Origin of the sequence: Alcanivorax sp. 1008 (genome assembly GCF_020667895.1) — a bacterium.
In the GTDB taxonomy this organism is placed as follows: Bacteria; Pseudomonadota; Gammaproteobacteria; order Pseudomonadales; family Alcanivoracaceae; genus PGZG01.
On record NZ_JAFMPS010000013.1, the window covers coordinates 58,708 to 73,985 of the forward strand.

The window sequence follows — 15,278 nt, forward strand, 5'->3', positions numbered from 1 at the left end:
ACATAGATATACTTTGTCGGAAATTCTGTTCCATCGCCCACTTGGCAACCCTGATGGCTAGGCTGCTACTGCTGAACAAGCCCTACCACGTGCTTTCCCAGTTTCGCGACAAAGACGGGCGGGGCACCCTTGCGGACCACATCAGCATTCCCGCGGTTTATCCCGCAGGCAGGCTTGATTACGACTCGGAAGGTCTGCTTCTGCTTACCGATGATGGTGCGCTGCAGGCGCGAATTGCCGAGCCTCGCTTTAAACTTCCAAAGACCTATTTGGTGCAGGTAGAGGGTCAGGTCAGTGACACAGCGCTAGCCGCGCTGCGTAGTGGGGTTGAGCTCAAGGACGGCATGACTCTGCCAGCAAAAGCCAGAGCTATTGCGCCCCCTGCCCTTTGGCTGCGCGATCCGCCGGTGAGAGAGCGCAAGAGCGTACCGGATAGCTGGCTGGAGCTGACCATTACTGAGGGTCGCAACCGCCAGGTACGGCGCATGACGGCCGCTGTGGGACTGCCTACACTGCGGCTGGTGCGCTGGCAAATTGGCGACTGGACGGTGCAAGGACTGGCACCTGGTCAGTGGCGAGAGGTTGTCGTCCATCTACCGGCCAAAGCCCCCGCCAGGGGGTCTCGCAGGCAGCGTTGAAGCATCCATCACTGTAATCGAGTGCTGTGCTGGTTTATCCTCTGCACCCCGACATTTTCCGGCCCGCAATGAATAGTTTTGAGCCCCATATCACCGTTGCCACCATAGTAGAGCAGGATGGCCGATTCCTCATGGTGCGTGAGCATGCGGACGGCAAACTGGTGCTAAACCAGCCAGCCGGCCATGTAGAGGCCGGTGAGAGCCTGATTCAGGCAGCATTCCGTGAAACCCTTGAAGAAACAGCCTGGCAGGTGGAGATCACTTCCCTGCTCGGCCTGTACATTTATCAGGCCAAGCGTGGCGGTGGCGTTTACTATCGAATTTGCTTTGTGGCCGAGCCGGTCGGCCATGATGCCCGGCAAAAACTGGACACCGGCATTATGGCCGCTGAGTGGCTATCTGCCGATGAGCTCCGCGCTTGCAGCGGAGACCACCGTGGCCCGCTGGTCATGCGCTGTGTGGATGACTATCTGTCTGGCCGGCGACTTCCGCTGGACGTGATTTACCAGCACCCCTGGCCTCTTCAAAAAGCATGAATACGCCCTTCGCCAAACCAGTTGGACAGACCCGGATTATCGTCGGCATGTCCGGAGGTGTCGACTCTGCTGTTGCTGCTGCCCTTCTCAAGCAGCAAGGCTATCTGGTTGAAGGGCTATTCATGAAGAACTGGAACGAGGATGACGGTAGCGAATACTGTACTGCCCGTGAAGACCTGATGGATGCAATGCAAGTGGCCGGTGCACTGGACATGGAGTTACACACCGCCAACTTCGCCAGCGAGTACTGGGACCGTGTTTTCGCTCATTTTCTCCATGAATACCGATCCGGCCGCACTCCGAACCCGGACATTCTGTGCAACCGCGAGATCAAGTTTCAGGCGTTTCTAGACCATTCCTTGACCCTCGGCGCAGATGGCATTGCCACTGGCCACTATGCACAACTCGATTACCCTGGTGATAGTGCCAGGCTTCTACGCGCAGTGGATAAGAACAAGGATCAAACCTATTTCCTGCATGCGGTTGGCGGCGATAAGTTTCGCCGTACCCTGTTTCCTCTTGGCGGCATGGAAAAGCCTGATGTGCGCCGTTTGGCAGAGGGGTTTGGCTTCGACAACCACAAGAAAAAGGATTCCACCGGTATCTGCTTTATTGGAGAGCGCCGTTTCCGGGACTTCCTGCAACAGTATCTGCCCGCTCAGCCGGGGCGCATCGAAGATGATCACGGCAACCTGCTGGGTGAACACAGCGGGCTGATGTATTACACCCTGGGCCAGCGTCAGGGACTTGGCATAGGTGGGCGATCTGCAGCTGCCGAGCAGCCCTGGTACGTGGCCGCCAAGGACCTTGATCGCAACGTGCTAGTCGCGGTGCAGGGCCATGACCATGTGTTACTGCAAAGCGATGGCCTGAACACTAGCGCGGTGCACTGGGTTGCCGGGCAGCCCCCCGCCTTGCCGACTCAGATTACCGCAAAGACCCGCTATCGGCAGGCCGATCAGGGCTGTACCCTGAAAAACCTGGGTGATGGCCGGGTATCCGTGCTGTTTGATCAGCCGCAGCGAGCCGTAACCCCGGGACAGTCGGTGGTGTTCTATGATGGTCAGGTGTGCCTCGGCGGCGCCGTAATTGAGGAGACCTTCTGATGGCTTCCGATCGTGAACAGATGATGTCACTGGCGGCCGTGTTCCAGTCCGCACAGCTTGCAGACCAGCTGGCAACAACCGGGCAATGCAACCGCCGCAATATGGCGCCCTTGTTCAATGCCGTGCTAACCCTGGATGCGCAAGACTATCAGAGCATCTATCCCAACCCGCCAGAACTACGCCCGGGCCTGACCCTGCTACGCAGCGCGCTGTCCGGAGAACAACAAGCAGCAGACCTGCGCGCCGTGGGCCATGCTCTCGCTCTGGTACAGCTTTCTACTGCCTTACGCCGCGACCCGACAACGATAACTGTGCTGCGTAATCGTCTTGAAGTGCTGTCCGCCGCCCGCGCCCAGTTCGAAGACATTGCTGATGTGGAGGTTTGCCGGCGTCTTGGCAGCATCTATCTGGATACCCTGAGCACTCTGAAGTTTCGCATACGCGTACATGGAGAGCCTCAGTATCTACAGAACGAGGATACTGCGGCTTCGATTCGGGCTCTTTTTCTGGCAGGCGTGCGCGGCGCCATCCTCTGGCAGCAGGCCGGTGGCCGGCGCTGGCATCTGTTATTACGGCGCCAGCGCCTGCTTAAGACCTGCCAAGGCCTGATGTCTCTCTAACTATGTCGCCCGGCGCCCACATCCGGGTGGTTTTGCCGTATCATTGCGCCGCCTTTTCGCCCGACCTAGCCCCGACTTCAACCGAGGAACCGTCATGTCCGCATCGCTGAATCCCCTGCTCGCCATTTCCCCCGTTGACGGCCGCTATGCTGGCAAGTGCGACAGCCTGCGCACGATCACCAGCGAATATGGCTTGATCTATAATCGGGTCAAGGTAGAAGTGCGCTGGCTGGAGGCCCTGGCGGCACACTCCCAGATTGCGGAAGTACCCACTCTGAGCGTCGATGCCAGCCGTCGGCTGCGTGAAGTGAGCCTGAACTTTTCCGTCGATGGTGCCGCACGGATCAAGGAAATCGAGCGCACTACTAACCATGACGTCAAAGCGGTTGAGTACTACATAAAGGAGCAGCTTGAGAGTAATACCGAGTTGCACGCGATCAGCGAATTCGTCCATTTCGCCTGCACCTCCGAAGACATCAACAACCTGTCCTACAGCCTGATGCTGGCAGATGCCCGCAATGTCATGTTGCCGGTGATGGATAAGGTGATTCTGGCGCTGCGCCAGCTGGCTCACAGCCTGGCCCACCAGCCTATGCTGTCACGCACCCATGGCCAGTCGGCATCGCCGACGACGGTTGGCAAGGAGCTGGCCAATGTTGTCGCCCGCCTTGTTCGCCAGCGAGACCAATTTGCGGCGGTCTGCCTGCTTGGCAAAATCAATGGTGCGGTGGGCAACTACAACGCCCACCTGAGCGCCTATCCGGAGGTTGATTGGCCCACGTTCGCTCAGCAATTTGTTGAAAGCCTTGGCCTCACGTTCAATCCCTATACCACCCAGATTGAGCCACATGACTGCATCGCGGAATATTTCCATGCTCTGATGCGCTTCAATACCATCCTGCTGGATTTTGACCGGGATGTATGGGGCTATATTTCCCTCGGTTATTTCAAGCAACGCACTGTGGCTGGGGAAATTGGCTCATCAACAATGCCCCATAAGGTGAACCCGATTGACTTCGAAAACTCGGAAGGAAATCTCGGTCTGGGCAATGCCATCATGGACCACTTGGCAGCAAAACTTCCGGTATCCCGCTGGCAGCGTGATCTGACTGACTCCACCGTATTGCGCAACGTAGGGGTTGGCTTGGCTCACAGCATGATTGCCTATGAGGCCTCTTTGAAAGGCATCAGCAAGCTTGAGGTCAACCCTGCACAATTGGATACAGATTTGGATGCCGCGTGGGAAGTTCTGGCTGAACCGATTCAAACTGTTATGCGCCGATATGCCATTGAAAAGCCCTACGAAAAACTCAAGGAATTAACCCGCGGTAAAACCATCACTCGGGAAGCGCTGGAAAGCTTTGTTGAGTCGCTGGCCATTCCAGACGATGCCAAAGCGCGACTGAAGGCCATGACGCCAGCCAGTTACACTGGCAACGCGGCCGATCAAGCACGCAAGGTCTGACCTCTGTGGATCGCGCCGATGTGAACCTGCCGTCATTCGAGCTGCCGCTGCCCGCGGAACAGTTTCTGCAGCAATACTGGCAGAAAAAGCCGCTGCTAATGCGTGCCGCAGCCAGCGGCCTTGCCCATCCTGACCCGGACACATTAGCCGGACTGGCGCTGGAAGATTGCGTTGAGTCACGTTTGATGACAGGAGCCGGAGGCGGCCCATGGAATGTCCAGAGCGGGCCTTTCACCGAGCAGGACTTCAGTGCCCTGCCGAAACAAAACTGGACACTTCTGGTGCAGTCTGTGGATCACTTCATGACCGAAGTATCGCTACTGCTGGACAGTTTTTCCTTTCTACCCGGCTGGCGCATGGAAGACATCATGCTCAGCTATGCCGTAAAAGGCGGCAGCGTCGGCCCACACTACGACCGCTATGACGTATTTTTGATTCAGGCCCGTGGCAAGCGCCACTGGCAGCTCGGCCCCCACTGTGACGACAACAGCCCACGCCTGCCACACGACGAGCTGCGCCTGCTGGACGGCATGCCCGTGGAGGATGAGTTTGTCGTGGAACCGGGCGATGTACTCTACCTGCCCCCTGGAGTTGGTCACTGGGGCGTCGCTGAAGATGACGACTGTATTACCTGGTCTGTCGGGTTTCGCGCCCCGGCACCGGCTGATCTGCTCGCCCGACTGGCTGACGAAGCGATTGAACGCAGCGATCAGAGCCTTTTCACAGATGTGGGCCGAGCACCTTGCAGCGCCCCCGAGCTGCTTGGCGACGCGGATTTGGCTAACCTGCGCCAGCAGGCTTTGGAGCTTATTGATCGTGATGTCCTGCGAGAGGCTCTATCTGCCCTGCTGTCCGAGCCTCGCCAGCCAGCCGGTCTTGATTTTGAGGTCGATTGCGGGCACATTGCCGCCGCATCGGAAGACACCGTGATGGTCCGGCATGGTGCCGCCCGTCTATTGATAGATACCCTTGGCAATGCCTGGATCAATGGCGAAAAACGGCCACTGGGTGAGGCCCAACGGCCTCTTGCCACTCTGTTGGCTCGCCAGCGCAGCTACACCGAAACGGAATTACAACCGCTGCTGAATGATGATTCAGAGCAGTTGATGGAGGAATGGATTGATGCCGGCTACTTCACTGTTATCGAGTAACCAGACTATGCCTGTCACTATCCAGCGCACATCCTGGGCTGAAAATGAAACGGCCCTGCGCAGCATTCGCGAAGCGGTATTCATTCGCGAGCAGCGCGTACCCGAGTCACTGGAGTGGGACGAACACGACCAGCAAGCGGTGCACTTCCTGGCCCTCGGCCCAGGCGGCATCCCGGCAGGCTGTATTCGTTTGCTACCCACCGGCCAACTCAGTCGCCTCGCCGTGCTTGAACAATTTCGCAATCAGGACATAGGCTCTGCCCTGCTTTCCGCGGCAGAAGCTGAAGCCCGTAGCAGCGGTATGGATGAGATTTTCCTGCATGCCCAGACTCAGGCCACCCACTTTTACGAAAATGCCGGCTTTACGGTCAGCGGGGGCATTTTCCTTGAGGCGGACATTCCACATCGCCAGATGTTCAAGGAGCTTGGCCACTGATGCAGCCGGGTAACGCAGACGGTGCATTGCCAGATGACCCTGCAGTGCATGAACAAGTCTGCGATGAAGTGCTGGCCGATGCTCGTCGCAGCGTGCGCATATTTGCCCCCGACCTGGACCAGCAACTACTTAATCGAGACCGTGTCAGTGAACTGCTGGCGGGGCTGGCACGGCGGAACTCCTCGGCACGCATTCGTATTCTGATTGCAGATGCCGCTCAGGCGGTAACGGATGGTCACCGTCTTGTCTATCTGGCCCGCCGTCTGCCCTCATATATCACTATCAGGGTATTGCCCCGAGACAGCCGTAGCGTAAGCGAAAACTGGCTAATGACCGACGAACGCACTCTGTTCTGGCGGCCTGACTTCCGTCACCTTCGTCACGCCATCCTGCATCGGGATGATCCAGCTCGATGCGGCGCACTCCAGCGCTACTTTGATGAGCGCTGGGATCAATCGCTTAGCGACCCCGCTTTACGCCAGTTGCACCTTTGACAGATCAGCCTTATGCCGCAGCTCTTTGAGCAGCCGCCGACGAGCTGACTCATAAAGCCGCTTTGACAACCAGCCGCTATCCAGCATGCGCCGGTGCTCGGCGAGCTCCGCAGCGAGACGCTTGTTGCCCTTTGGTAAGATGATCTGCGCCCCCTCGGCACGTTCCGCGAGCAATTCAACAAAGCGTCTTGGCCGCGCATGGCGGAACAGCTCACGGCTGACGCTGCACACGGAAATAGCGCCCGTGGCAGTGCGAAACTCCCATCGCCCAAGACGGGCTGACATCAGCGCTAGCAACAGCAGACAGGGAGCTGCCACGGCCACCATCAGCAGCGCCTGCGGCTGGAGTACCGTGGCGACTATTATCATGAGCATACTTACCAGACCCACCAGCGATACACGGATGATAATATCGCCAGCGTGATACGTCGGTTGCGGGTCAAGATAGGCTAGATTGATCACCCGCTCAGGCACCTCTGGCCGACGTCGATCACGAATCGCCACATAATGCCCATTGAACAGCACCAACTCGACTTCCTCATCACGCCTTGGGCTTCGCTGCAGCAGCCTGCTTTCTATGCGGCGTTGGTTGCTCGATGGCACGGCAATGCAGTCATCGGCAAGCATTCTGGTGACGAGCGCATGAGCACTATGGTTCATGATGACGTCTCTCCCCACTATCTCATTGGAGCGCCCATTGAAAGCGCGATAGGAAGATAGTGCCGCAAATCCTTAATGCTTAAATATGAACCAGTTGGCAGTGACAGCGGACCCGCACCTCAAATCATGCAACTGGTTAGCCGCCACAGGGCATGGCCGCTGGCCTGATACTTGTCCTCGAAATCACTAATTGGCTGGTCAGGATGAAACTGCTCAAGCAGTGCCCGACGACCAGTCATGGCTAATGCGGCAGCCATTTCCTCAACGTAGATAGACCAATTGCTGCGCAGCTCAAGGCACTGGCTGATTGCCAGCAAGGTTGGCAGCACCGGGTGACCATGCCAGCGCCGGGACAGATGGCCCGGTTTCGGCCATGGATTAGGATAGAGCAGAAAATTGCGCTCAAGCATCCAGCCGTCTGCGGCCATCAAGCGCCAGATGTCCGCGCACTCGGCACGTAGCAAGAGAGCATTGACGGGAAGCTCGAAGCGAGCATGCCCGCGCAGAAGCCGGTGGGCAGATTGATCAATACCAATAACCAGCACGTCCGGATTCGAGCGGGCCAGCTGACAGGAGCTGTAACCGGTGCCGCAGCCGGAGTCCAGCCATACAGGCATGGACTCTCCGCGCTGGCGCCGCCAATTTTTCATGGCGGCAAACGCCTCGACGTTATGATCGGCAAGTGGCTGCTGCCACTGCGAGTTCAAATGGCGCGATACAACTGCTTCAAGAGATTGATGCACACCTGTTTGAGATGACAGAACGGAACGACTGTTGCCAGACATCAGCGACTCCACCATTCGGGGCCGGCAGTGTAACTACCAGCCCCGGGGGCTACCAGTGAAGTCAGCCGAACTAAAGGATCATTGCCGCCTGTTTAAAGTGACTCGCCAAGCAGCGCGCCAAGCAGGCTGGCAAACAGATCAATCACTTCCTGCGGCAAGATATCGGTGATCGGGCCGGCAAAATAACTGCGTGACTCACCATTCAGGAAGTGAATGGTGGCGCCCAGACTCTGCCAGTCGAATGCAACCGTGGCCACCAGCTGATCACCGGAGTAGATATAGCCGCCATTCAAGCCGGTCAGGAAAAAGCTCAAGGCAACATCAGTATCGTTTGCAGCGGTCGCGTCGAGTCGCAGACCATCCAGAGTAAACTGCCACTGTTTCCCGTCTCCCTGTATGGCTGCAGTACCATTAATATCGAGCACAGAGAAATTAAGTCCCGCAACTATGGCCAGCAGGGTTTCCGGGTTCAGGCTTGCAGAAGAAGCTTGTTCAGTGAACTCTGCAAAAAGACCACCCAACCCGCTCAGCTCACCGTCAGCTTCGACTTCAAAAACTGGCAAGCCAAATGCTTCAAAGCCGAAAGCAGCCTGCAGCGTCGCACTTTCCCGAATATCAATATGCAAGGCCGGCACGCCGTCAAGGCTGAACAGACGATCACCGTCCGGGCTAACCAATTCACCAGACTCAATGTGCAGGGACAGCAGTGGGCCATCAGCCTGCGCCGTCAGCACCCGAGTGTTGACCTCGCCCCATGCGTCCAACTCACCATAAAAACCGAAATCCTGATCATCCGTTTTATAGATTGCCGCATCGCCAACGATATGAGCACGAACCTGCAGGTTGGCAAGCAGGTCCAGTATGTCCTCAATGAAAGCGCTGCTATCCAGTTCCCCACCGGAAACTACCGCAGCAGTCAGCGCGCTGAGCAATGGCCCGAAGTCCGTATCGTAAAGATCGATATCCAGAGTGCCCTGTAACTGACCGGAGATTTCAGTATTGCTGGCCGAGGCGGTCACCGCATAGCTCAGCTCTCCGTTAGAAAGTCCGGCGATAAGTGGCGCCAGATCCACTAACACGTCTACAGTCTGGCCGTTATGGACGCCCGAGATCACCATCTGCCGAGTTGCGATAGTTACGACAGCGTTTAGGCCCGGCATGCCGTACACGTCAATCAGCAGGGTTGGCGGCAGGGGAAAACCTGGCGGCAGCTGGGATAACATCAGGTCTGTTGTTATTGCAGCCTGAATAACGGTAACAGCGCTGCCCAGAGAAACCTGAGCCAAGTCCAGCGTATGTTGCGTATAGAGCCAGTCAAGTTGATGTCTCTGGCTGGCCAGGAAAGTGCCGCTTTCATCTATCCCGGCAGTTCTCAGGTAGCCATCCAAGTCATCCAGCGGCGCCATCGCTCGAGCCATGGCTGCCTCGTCGTAGCTGGTAGAACCCGAAACTACGGTAAGCGGACCTGCCCAACGGGTATACACATTCTGCAATGAGGCGATCAGAGTGGTCAGATCCAGTTCACCACCGGCGAACTGCAGCGCCACCGTACGAGATGCCTCTACCAAAGTCTGCAGGTCGCCCTCGCCCTCGCCAGTTGGCAACTGGCCACCATTGTCGATAAAGGCCTGCACATACTCCGCAATGATCTGCTGGGCATTCGTCCCGCCGCCGAGCTGGGCGAATCCCGCCGACAAAAAGCCATGTGCTTGAGCAGCATCTGTGGCCCCTGACAGCTCTGCAAGGTCGGTTACGTCAATTGGCGTCTGCCAGGCAAAATTTTCATCAAGACCAAATACTGCTGCGACCTGAGACAGTGCCAGCATTGCCGCCTGATCAGTAACCCCCAGAGGAAATTGCTCAGCCCAAAGCGCCGCGATATGAGTCAGCGGAGTGACCGCTACGCTACCCTGTGGCCGATTTGCCGGCAGCAGGGAAACCAGTTGAAAATTCTCAGGCAAAGGCATCGCCTGACCAAAGGCAATGCCATCACCACAGCCATCAGCTGCGTCACACAGCATGGTGGACGAGCCATCTGGAGCAGCCTCAATGACCAGACGAATGAGCTCTTCGGGGAGCTCTGAAAAATTGAAATACCCGGCATCGTCCGTCAGTGTGCTGGCAAGAAAACGAGTGGGCCGGCGCTCTGAATCGAATGCATAGGCACTAACCCGCGCTCCCTGCAGGACACCTTTGACGGCTCGCCCATCTGTGGAGCGATCTGCTTCTGCAGGTTTATCGTTTAGACGCTCACCGCCGCAAGCGGAGAGCCCGGCAGCAAGTAGCAAAATCACCAGCCATCTGAATGACGCGACCATAATATTTCCCTGTTGTTGTTATCGCCGCCGTACAGCAATCCCCAAGCGGACATATTTTAGTCAAGTCTAAGCCGAAAGAATGGTTGCACGCCAGTTCTGATTTGCGGTTGAAACAAAAAAGGCCCGATATGCATCGGGCCTTTTTTGCTTTTATAAACAGTGGGTTAGCTGGCTAGCAGCCGTAACGGGCCTTGGCTTCAAGACGGCGGCGGTGCAGCACCGGCTCGGTATACCCGCTGGGCTGAACACAGCCCTCGAACACCAGCTCGCAGGCTGCGGCAAAGGCCACCCCATCAAAGTCTGGCGCCAACGGCCGATACAGGGGGTCATTGGCGTTCTGTTTGTCGACCACCACCGCCATGCGTTTCATGGCAGCCATAACATCGTCCTTGCTGACCACGCCATGACGCAGCCAGTTTGCGATGTGCTGGCTGGAAATACGCAAAGTGGCTCGATCTTCCATCAAGCCAACATCACTGATGTCCGGCACCTTGGAGCAGCCAACGCCCTGATCAATCCAGCGCACCACATAGCCAAGAATACCCTGGCAGTTGTTGTCCAGCTCGGCGCGCTTGTCTTCTGCGCTCCAGTTGGTATCACTGGCTAGCGGAATAGTCAGAATGTCATCCAGAGAAGCACGGGGGCGGCTCTGCAGCTGCTTCTGCACGGTGAATACATTCACCCTGTGGTAGTGAGTGGCATGCAGTGTGCCCGCAGTTGGGGACGGCACCCAGGCACAATTGGCACCAGCCTTTGGGTGACCGATTTTCTGCTCCATCATTTGCTTCATCTCGTCAGGCATGGCCCACATGCCTTTACCGATTTGGGCATGTCCCGGCAAGCCGCACTCCAGACCGATGTCCACGTTCCAGTCTTCGTAGGCACCAATCCACTTCTGCTTCTTCATGTCCGCTTTGCGCACCATGGCGCCGGCTTCCATGGAGGTGTGGATCTCGTCACCGGTACGGTCAAGGAAACCGGTGTTGATGAACATGACCCGCTCTTTGGCGACACGGATGCACTCTTTCAGGTTGACCGTGGTACGGCGCTCTTCATCCATGATGCCGATCTTCAAAGTGTTGCGCGGCAAGCCCAATGAGTCCTCAACGCGACCAAACAGCTCGCAAGCGAAGGCAACTTCTTCCGGGCCGTGCATTTTTGGTTTTACGATATACACGGAGCCGGTGCGGCTATTGCTGTATTTGCCAAGGCCTTTCAGGTCATGAACCGCTGCCAGCACAGTGATCATGGCGTCCATGATGCCTTCCGGGATTTCCTCACCGTTGACCAGAATAGCGTTATTAGTCATCAAGTGGCCGACGTTGCGCACCAGCAATAACACCCGACCATGCAGAGTTAGCTCGCTACCATCCACGGCAGTGTAGGTGCGATCCGGGTTCAGGGTGCGGGTGATGGTACGACCGCCCTTCTCCATGGTCTCAGCCAGATCTCCTTTCATCAGACCGAACCAGTTGCCGTACACCACTACCTTGTCAGGCGCATCCACCGCTGCCACTGAATCTTCACAGTCCTGAATGGCCGTCACTGCAGACTCAAGTAGCAGGTCTTTAACATTCGCCGGATCTTCAGCACCAATCGGATGACTGGCATCAATCTGAATTTCAATATGCAGGCCATTATTGACCAGCAGAATGCCGCTAGGGGCAGCCATATCACCACTAAAGCCAACAAACTGGGCCGGGTTCTTCAGGCCGGTTTCACCGGCACCGGTATTTACCACCAGCTTACCGTCAACAATGCTGTACTTGACCGAGTCACAGTGGGACCCGTTGGCCAGAGGCGCGGCGTCATCCAGCAGCTGGCGCGCCCAGGCAATTACTTTGGCGCCACGCTTCGGGTTGTAAGCGCCACCCTTCTCGGCACCACCTTCATCGCTGATCACGTCCGAGCCGTACAGTGCATCGTACAGGCTGCCCCAGCGGGCGTTGGCTGCGTTCAATGCGTAGCGGGCATTCATCACCGGAACCACCAGCTGGGGCCCGGCAATGGTCGCAATTTCCTGATCAACATTCTCGGTGGTAACGCTAAAAGCCTCTCCTTCGGGTAGCAGGTAACCGATCTCTGTCAGGAATGCCTTGTACTCCACCATGTCGATAGTCTTGCCCTGGCGAGCCTGATGCCAAGCGTCAATCTTTGCCTGAGTCTCATCACGCTTGGCTAGCAGCGCCTTGTTTTTTGGCATCAGATCGGTGGCGACTTTTTCCAGCTCGGACCAGAACGTGTTCGCCGCAATGCCAGTGCCGGGAATAATGCGGTTGACCACCAGGTCGTGCAGATCAGAGGCGATTTCAAGGGTGCCGTGCTTGATGCGATCAGTCATGGGACGGGTACCTATCCGGTCGAATAAAACGGATGCCGGGCAACAGCCCGGCTATTGAAGGCGGCGATTCTAACGGATTCGGCGGGTCAGTTCATGCGCCCTGAGACAAGGCGCGTGACCCTTGAGTCACCACTCTGAGGTTTTTTCTCCCAGCCCAGGCTTGCCCGCGGTCACTGCCTGTTACGGGGCTGCCCGTAACAGCGGCGTCACCGGCACAGATGATCCAGCACTGACGCGCAGGCGCACGATCAGCTCCCGGTGTTGCTGGGATATTGCGTCAGCGAGTTGGATACGATGACAGACATCACCAGACTGTGCCCCTGCAGTGGCCTGCAGGGCATCAGCGCTCCAGTCCTGCAGCAACTTCCAGTCACCATCTCCGGCGCGTCGGGCACTGTAACGATACAGGTACTGTCCGGAGCCACCCTTGGCTTGCGGTGCAATCTCATAATTTTGCCCCGGTGCCACTCCCGCAAGGTGAAGCCAATCACCTGCGCCAAAGCCGAGGCTGTCATCAAGACCGCCCAGCGGCATCAACGCAACGGCTTGGGCAGAGTCACCACAGTTCAGATAGCCATGGCCAATACCGCGCCGGCCATCATTGAGGTCGTTGACGCTGGCTAGCTCCCAGCCTTCCGCACCAATCAAGCGATTGGCCAGCAGCTCCGCCTCCGCCCCCGGCTGATTCAAGTCGAGCAGAAATGGCACGCCGATACCGGCACCGGCAAAGCCGCTGTTACCCACCAGCAAGCCCTGATTGTTCAGACTGAAACCGAACACTGTGCGCACCTGAATACCAATAGCCGCTGTCTCAATCATGCGCAGCCCGGCAATGCAGTCAACCACGCCATCTGCATTGCCATCCTGCTGCAGCGGATCGAAGTCACAGCGCAGCAGGCGGCCAGGCCAGACGGTGCTGCCATGAATATCGGCACGCAATACGGCGGTGCGATTGTTTAATGCCAGCGGATATAGTTTCGACAAGCCCTCACCACTGATCAGCTCAGAGGGAAACTGCAGGCGGCTGATAACGCCGTCTGCCGCGACGGTGATTAACGAGCTGCCGGCGCCGGCGCTGTCAGTCGCAACTGTAGATGTCGTGAAATCAGCGCTGGTCGCAATGCCGCGATAAGAGTTGCTACCCGGCTTGCCACGGCCGCAGCGGTAATGACCGTAGCCGTGGCCCTTACCATGACTATGATGACCTTTGCCGCGGGTATTCGCGTGACGGTCGCCATCCTTATGGCAGGATACCGGCGCTGGTGGCTCGCAGCCCACAGCCGAGATAAGGCAGTCCGCATCGTTGCCGTGATACGCCAGTACCTGTGCGGGCACGTTGTCGTTGATTGCCGTTAGCCAGGGTGCATCGCTTAACGTAACAACGCCGTTATTGAAAACAATGGCGCCAAAACGGCCGGTATCGGATAGCTGCGAGCTGGCCACTACGCCATGACGGTTACCGTTAACGAAAGCACCCGGGAAGCTGCTATCTGGCAAAGAGCCAGCCAAAGGCGCCAGCAAACGGTCACGAGCGACAAACTGCCCCACCGGGCCATCCAATGTCAGCATCACACCCCATGGCAATGCCGTAGAACAGAAGATCCACACGCACACCGGTTCGCCCGCTGCCAGAGCAATAAAGTCCGGGGTGTCGACGATCAGCAGCGCTGGATTACTGCCCGGGGTGACGTTGAAACTGCGCCACTGGCCAGCTTCGGTCAGCTGGTAGCCGATCAGGTTGCCACGCTGGTTGACGGTGGTGCCCACGGAGTACTGGTGATTGGCAAAACCCTGTCCGAAGGCCGAACTTGCCGTCATTTCGGTGAGTGGCCGCATAATAAAGCCATCACTGCCCTGCGCCAGCGACTGGGCAGCAGTGAGCAAAGCCAGTGTGGCAAGCAGGAATATTCGCATCAGAGCCCCCGAGGCCGATCAAATTTCAACCGACCCAATCTAGCACGATCGCTCAGGAAACCGGGAGTCCGCCGGTCGGCACAACCAGAGCTGTCGAGCATCATCACAGATTTACGATGTCGAGCCGATGGGCCTGAGACGACCCGCTGCTGCTTCTACCCTGCTCAAGATTGACAAAATCAAACAGCTTGGCGTCAGCCAGCTGCGATGGAGCCACATTCTGGATGGCGGCAAAAATGCTTTCGATACGGCCGGGAAACTGGCGATCCCATTGGAGCAGCATGTCCTTCACCGCCTGACGCTGCAGGCCGTCCTGAGAACCACACAAATTGCAGGGAATGATCGGGAATTGCTTGTAGGTGGCGAACTTTTCGATATCCTTTTCACGGCAATAGGCCAGCGGTCGTATCAGGATATGTTTGCCGTCATCACTGCGTAGTTTGGGTGGCATCGCCTTCAGCTTGCCGCCATGAAACAGGTTGAGAAACAGGGTTTCAACGATATCGTCGCGATGGTGGCCCAGAGCGATCTTGTTGGCCCCGATCTCCTCGGCAAAGCCGTAAAGGGTGCCACGACGCAGGCGCGAGCAAAGCGAGCAGGTGGTTTTACCCTCTTCAATTTTTTCCCGTACGATGGAGTAAGTGTCTTTCTCAAGAATGTGGAATGGTACTCCTTCTTTCTCAAGGTACTGCGGCAGTACATGCTCCGGAAAACCTGGCTGTTTCTGGTCCAGATTAACCGCGACCAGCTCAAAATTAACCGGAGCTGTAACCTGCAGATTGCGCAAGATATCCAGCATGGTGTAGGAGTCCTT

Annotated in this window: 14 protein-coding genes; 8 read left to right on the forward strand and 6 right to left on the reverse strand. The window is 57.2% G+C overall.

The window, feature by feature from the left end:
* The first annotated feature begins 53 nt into the window (after positions 1 to 53).
* The 8 genes from J1C54_RS13230 to J1C54_RS13265 all read left to right on the forward strand — a co-directional run bounded on the left by J1C54_RS13230 (position 54) and on the right by J1C54_RS13265 (position 6,446).
* Positions 54 to 638 carry a pseudouridine synthase gene (locus J1C54_RS13230; RefSeq protein ID WP_229148662.1) on the forward strand — a complete coding sequence of 195 codons (585 nt, stop codon included), beginning with the start codon at positions 54 to 56 and terminating at the stop codon, positions 636 to 638.
* A 68-nt stretch (positions 639 to 706) separates the two neighbouring features.
* Positions 707 to 1,174: an NUDIX hydrolase gene (locus J1C54_RS13235; RefSeq protein WP_229148663.1), complete on the forward strand. Its 468-nt coding sequence runs from the start codon at positions 707 to 709 to the stop codon at positions 1,172 to 1,174.
* Positions 1,171 to 2,280 carry a tRNA 2-thiouridine(34) synthase MnmA gene (gene mnmA, locus J1C54_RS13240; RefSeq protein ID WP_229148665.1) on the forward strand — a complete coding sequence of 370 codons (1,110 nt, stop codon included), beginning with the start codon at positions 1,171 to 1,173 and terminating at the stop codon, positions 2,278 to 2,280. Before J1C54_RS13235 ends, mnmA begins: the two co-directional genes overlap by 4 nt.
* Positions 2,280 to 2,900: a high frequency lysogenization protein HflD gene (gene hflD / locus J1C54_RS13245; RefSeq protein ID WP_229148666.1), complete on the forward strand. Its 621-nt coding sequence runs from the start codon at positions 2,280 to 2,282 to the stop codon at positions 2,898 to 2,900. Before mnmA ends, hflD begins: the two co-directional genes overlap by 1 nt.
* A 94-nt stretch (positions 2,901 to 2,994) precedes the next feature.
* Positions 2,995 to 4,365, forward strand: a complete 1,371-nt coding sequence (gene purB / locus J1C54_RS13250; RefSeq protein ID WP_229148667.1) for an adenylosuccinate lyase — start codon at positions 2,995 to 2,997, stop codon at positions 4,363 to 4,365.
* Positions 4,366 to 4,370: 5 nt separating this feature from the next.
* Entirely contained in the window at positions 4,371 to 5,516 is a 1,146-nt protein-coding gene (locus tag J1C54_RS13255) for a JmjC domain-containing protein (RefSeq protein WP_229148668.1), read from the forward strand.
* Positions 5,488 to 5,952, forward strand: a complete 465-nt coding sequence (locus tag J1C54_RS13260; protein ID WP_229148669.1) for a GNAT family N-acetyltransferase — start codon at positions 5,488 to 5,490, stop codon at positions 5,950 to 5,952. The genes J1C54_RS13255 and J1C54_RS13260 overlap by 29 nt, the downstream gene beginning before the upstream one ends.
* Entirely contained in the window at positions 5,952 to 6,446 is a 495-nt protein-coding gene (locus tag J1C54_RS13265; protein ID WP_229148671.1) for a hypothetical protein, read from the forward strand. Before J1C54_RS13260 ends, J1C54_RS13265 begins: the two co-directional genes overlap by 1 nt.
* Here J1C54_RS13265 and J1C54_RS13270 read toward each other — a convergent pair.
* From J1C54_RS13270 to ttcA, 6 genes are all read right to left on the reverse strand, one after another.
* Positions 6,426 to 7,106 (reverse strand): hypothetical protein, encoded by a 681-nt coding sequence (locus tag J1C54_RS13270; RefSeq protein WP_229148673.1) that lies wholly within the window; start codon positions 7,104 to 7,106, stop codon positions 6,426 to 6,428. The two genes, J1C54_RS13265 and J1C54_RS13270, sit on opposite strands and share 21 nt — an antisense overlap.
* A gap of 119 nt (positions 7,107 to 7,225) precedes the next feature.
* Complete coding sequence (locus J1C54_RS13275; RefSeq protein WP_229148676.1) at positions 7,226 to 7,891, reverse strand: tRNA (guanosine(46)-N(7))-methyltransferase TrmB; 666 nt, start codon at positions 7,889 to 7,891, stop codon at positions 7,226 to 7,228.
* A 92-nt stretch (positions 7,892 to 7,983) separates the two neighbouring features.
* On the reverse strand, positions 7,984 to 10,209 hold the full coding sequence (locus J1C54_RS13280; RefSeq protein ID WP_229148678.1) for a hypothetical protein: 2,226 nt from the start codon (positions 10,207 to 10,209) through the stop codon (positions 7,984 to 7,986).
* Between the two features lie 172 nt (positions 10,210 to 10,381).
* Positions 10,382 to 12,550 carry a malate synthase G gene (locus tag J1C54_RS13285; RefSeq protein ID WP_229148680.1) on the reverse strand — a complete coding sequence of 723 codons (2,169 nt, stop codon included), beginning with the start codon at positions 12,548 to 12,550 and terminating at the stop codon, positions 10,382 to 10,384.
* A gap of 180 nt (positions 12,551 to 12,730) precedes the next feature.
* Positions 12,731 to 14,464 (reverse strand): hypothetical protein, encoded by a 1,734-nt coding sequence (locus J1C54_RS13290; RefSeq protein ID WP_229148681.1) that lies wholly within the window; start codon positions 14,462 to 14,464, stop codon positions 12,731 to 12,733.
* A gap of 103 nt (positions 14,465 to 14,567) precedes the next feature.
* Positions 14,568 to 15,278 (reverse strand): tRNA 2-thiocytidine(32) synthetase TtcA (gene ttcA, locus J1C54_RS13295; protein ID WP_229148682.1); only part of this gene is annotated, 711 nt, incomplete at its 5' end.

Coding starts and splice junctions, on each gene's coding strand:
- J1C54_RS13270 (WP_229148673.1), bottom strand. CDS start 7,106: ATGAACCATAGTGCTCATGCGCTCGTCACCAGAATGCTTGCCGATGAC.
- purB (WP_229148667.1), top strand. CDS start 2,995: ATGTCCGCATCGCTGAATCCCCTGCTCGCCATTTCCCCCGTTGACGGC.
- J1C54_RS13260 (WP_229148669.1), top strand. CDS start 5,488: ATGCCGGCTACTTCACTGTTATCGAGTAACCAGACTATGCCTGTCACT.
- J1C54_RS13235 (WP_229148663.1), top strand. CDS start 707: ATGAATAGTTTTGAGCCCCATATCACCGTTGCCACCATAGTAGAGCAG.
- J1C54_RS13285 (WP_229148680.1), bottom strand. CDS start 12,550: ATGACTGATCGCATCAAGCACGGCACCCTTGAAATCGCCTCTGATCTG.
- J1C54_RS13280 (WP_229148678.1), bottom strand. CDS start 10,209: ATGGTCGCGTCATTCAGATGGCTGGTGATTTTGCTACTTGCTGCCGGG.
- J1C54_RS13290 (WP_229148681.1), bottom strand. CDS start 14,464: ATGCGAATATTCCTGCTTGCCACACTGGCTTTGCTCACTGCTGCCCAG.
- hflD (WP_229148666.1), top strand. CDS start 2,280: ATGGCTTCCGATCGTGAACAGATGATGTCACTGGCGGCCGTGTTCCAG.
- J1C54_RS13230 (WP_229148662.1), top strand. CDS start 54: ATGGCTAGGCTGCTACTGCTGAACAAGCCCTACCACGTGCTTTCCCAG.
- mnmA (WP_229148665.1), top strand. CDS start 1,171: ATGAATACGCCCTTCGCCAAACCAGTTGGACAGACCCGGATTATCGTC.
- J1C54_RS13265 (WP_229148671.1), top strand. CDS start 5,952: ATGCAGCCGGGTAACGCAGACGGTGCATTGCCAGATGACCCTGCAGTG.
- J1C54_RS13275 (WP_229148676.1), bottom strand. CDS start 7,891: ATGTCTGGCAACAGTCGTTCCGTTCTGTCATCTCAAACAGGTGTGCAT.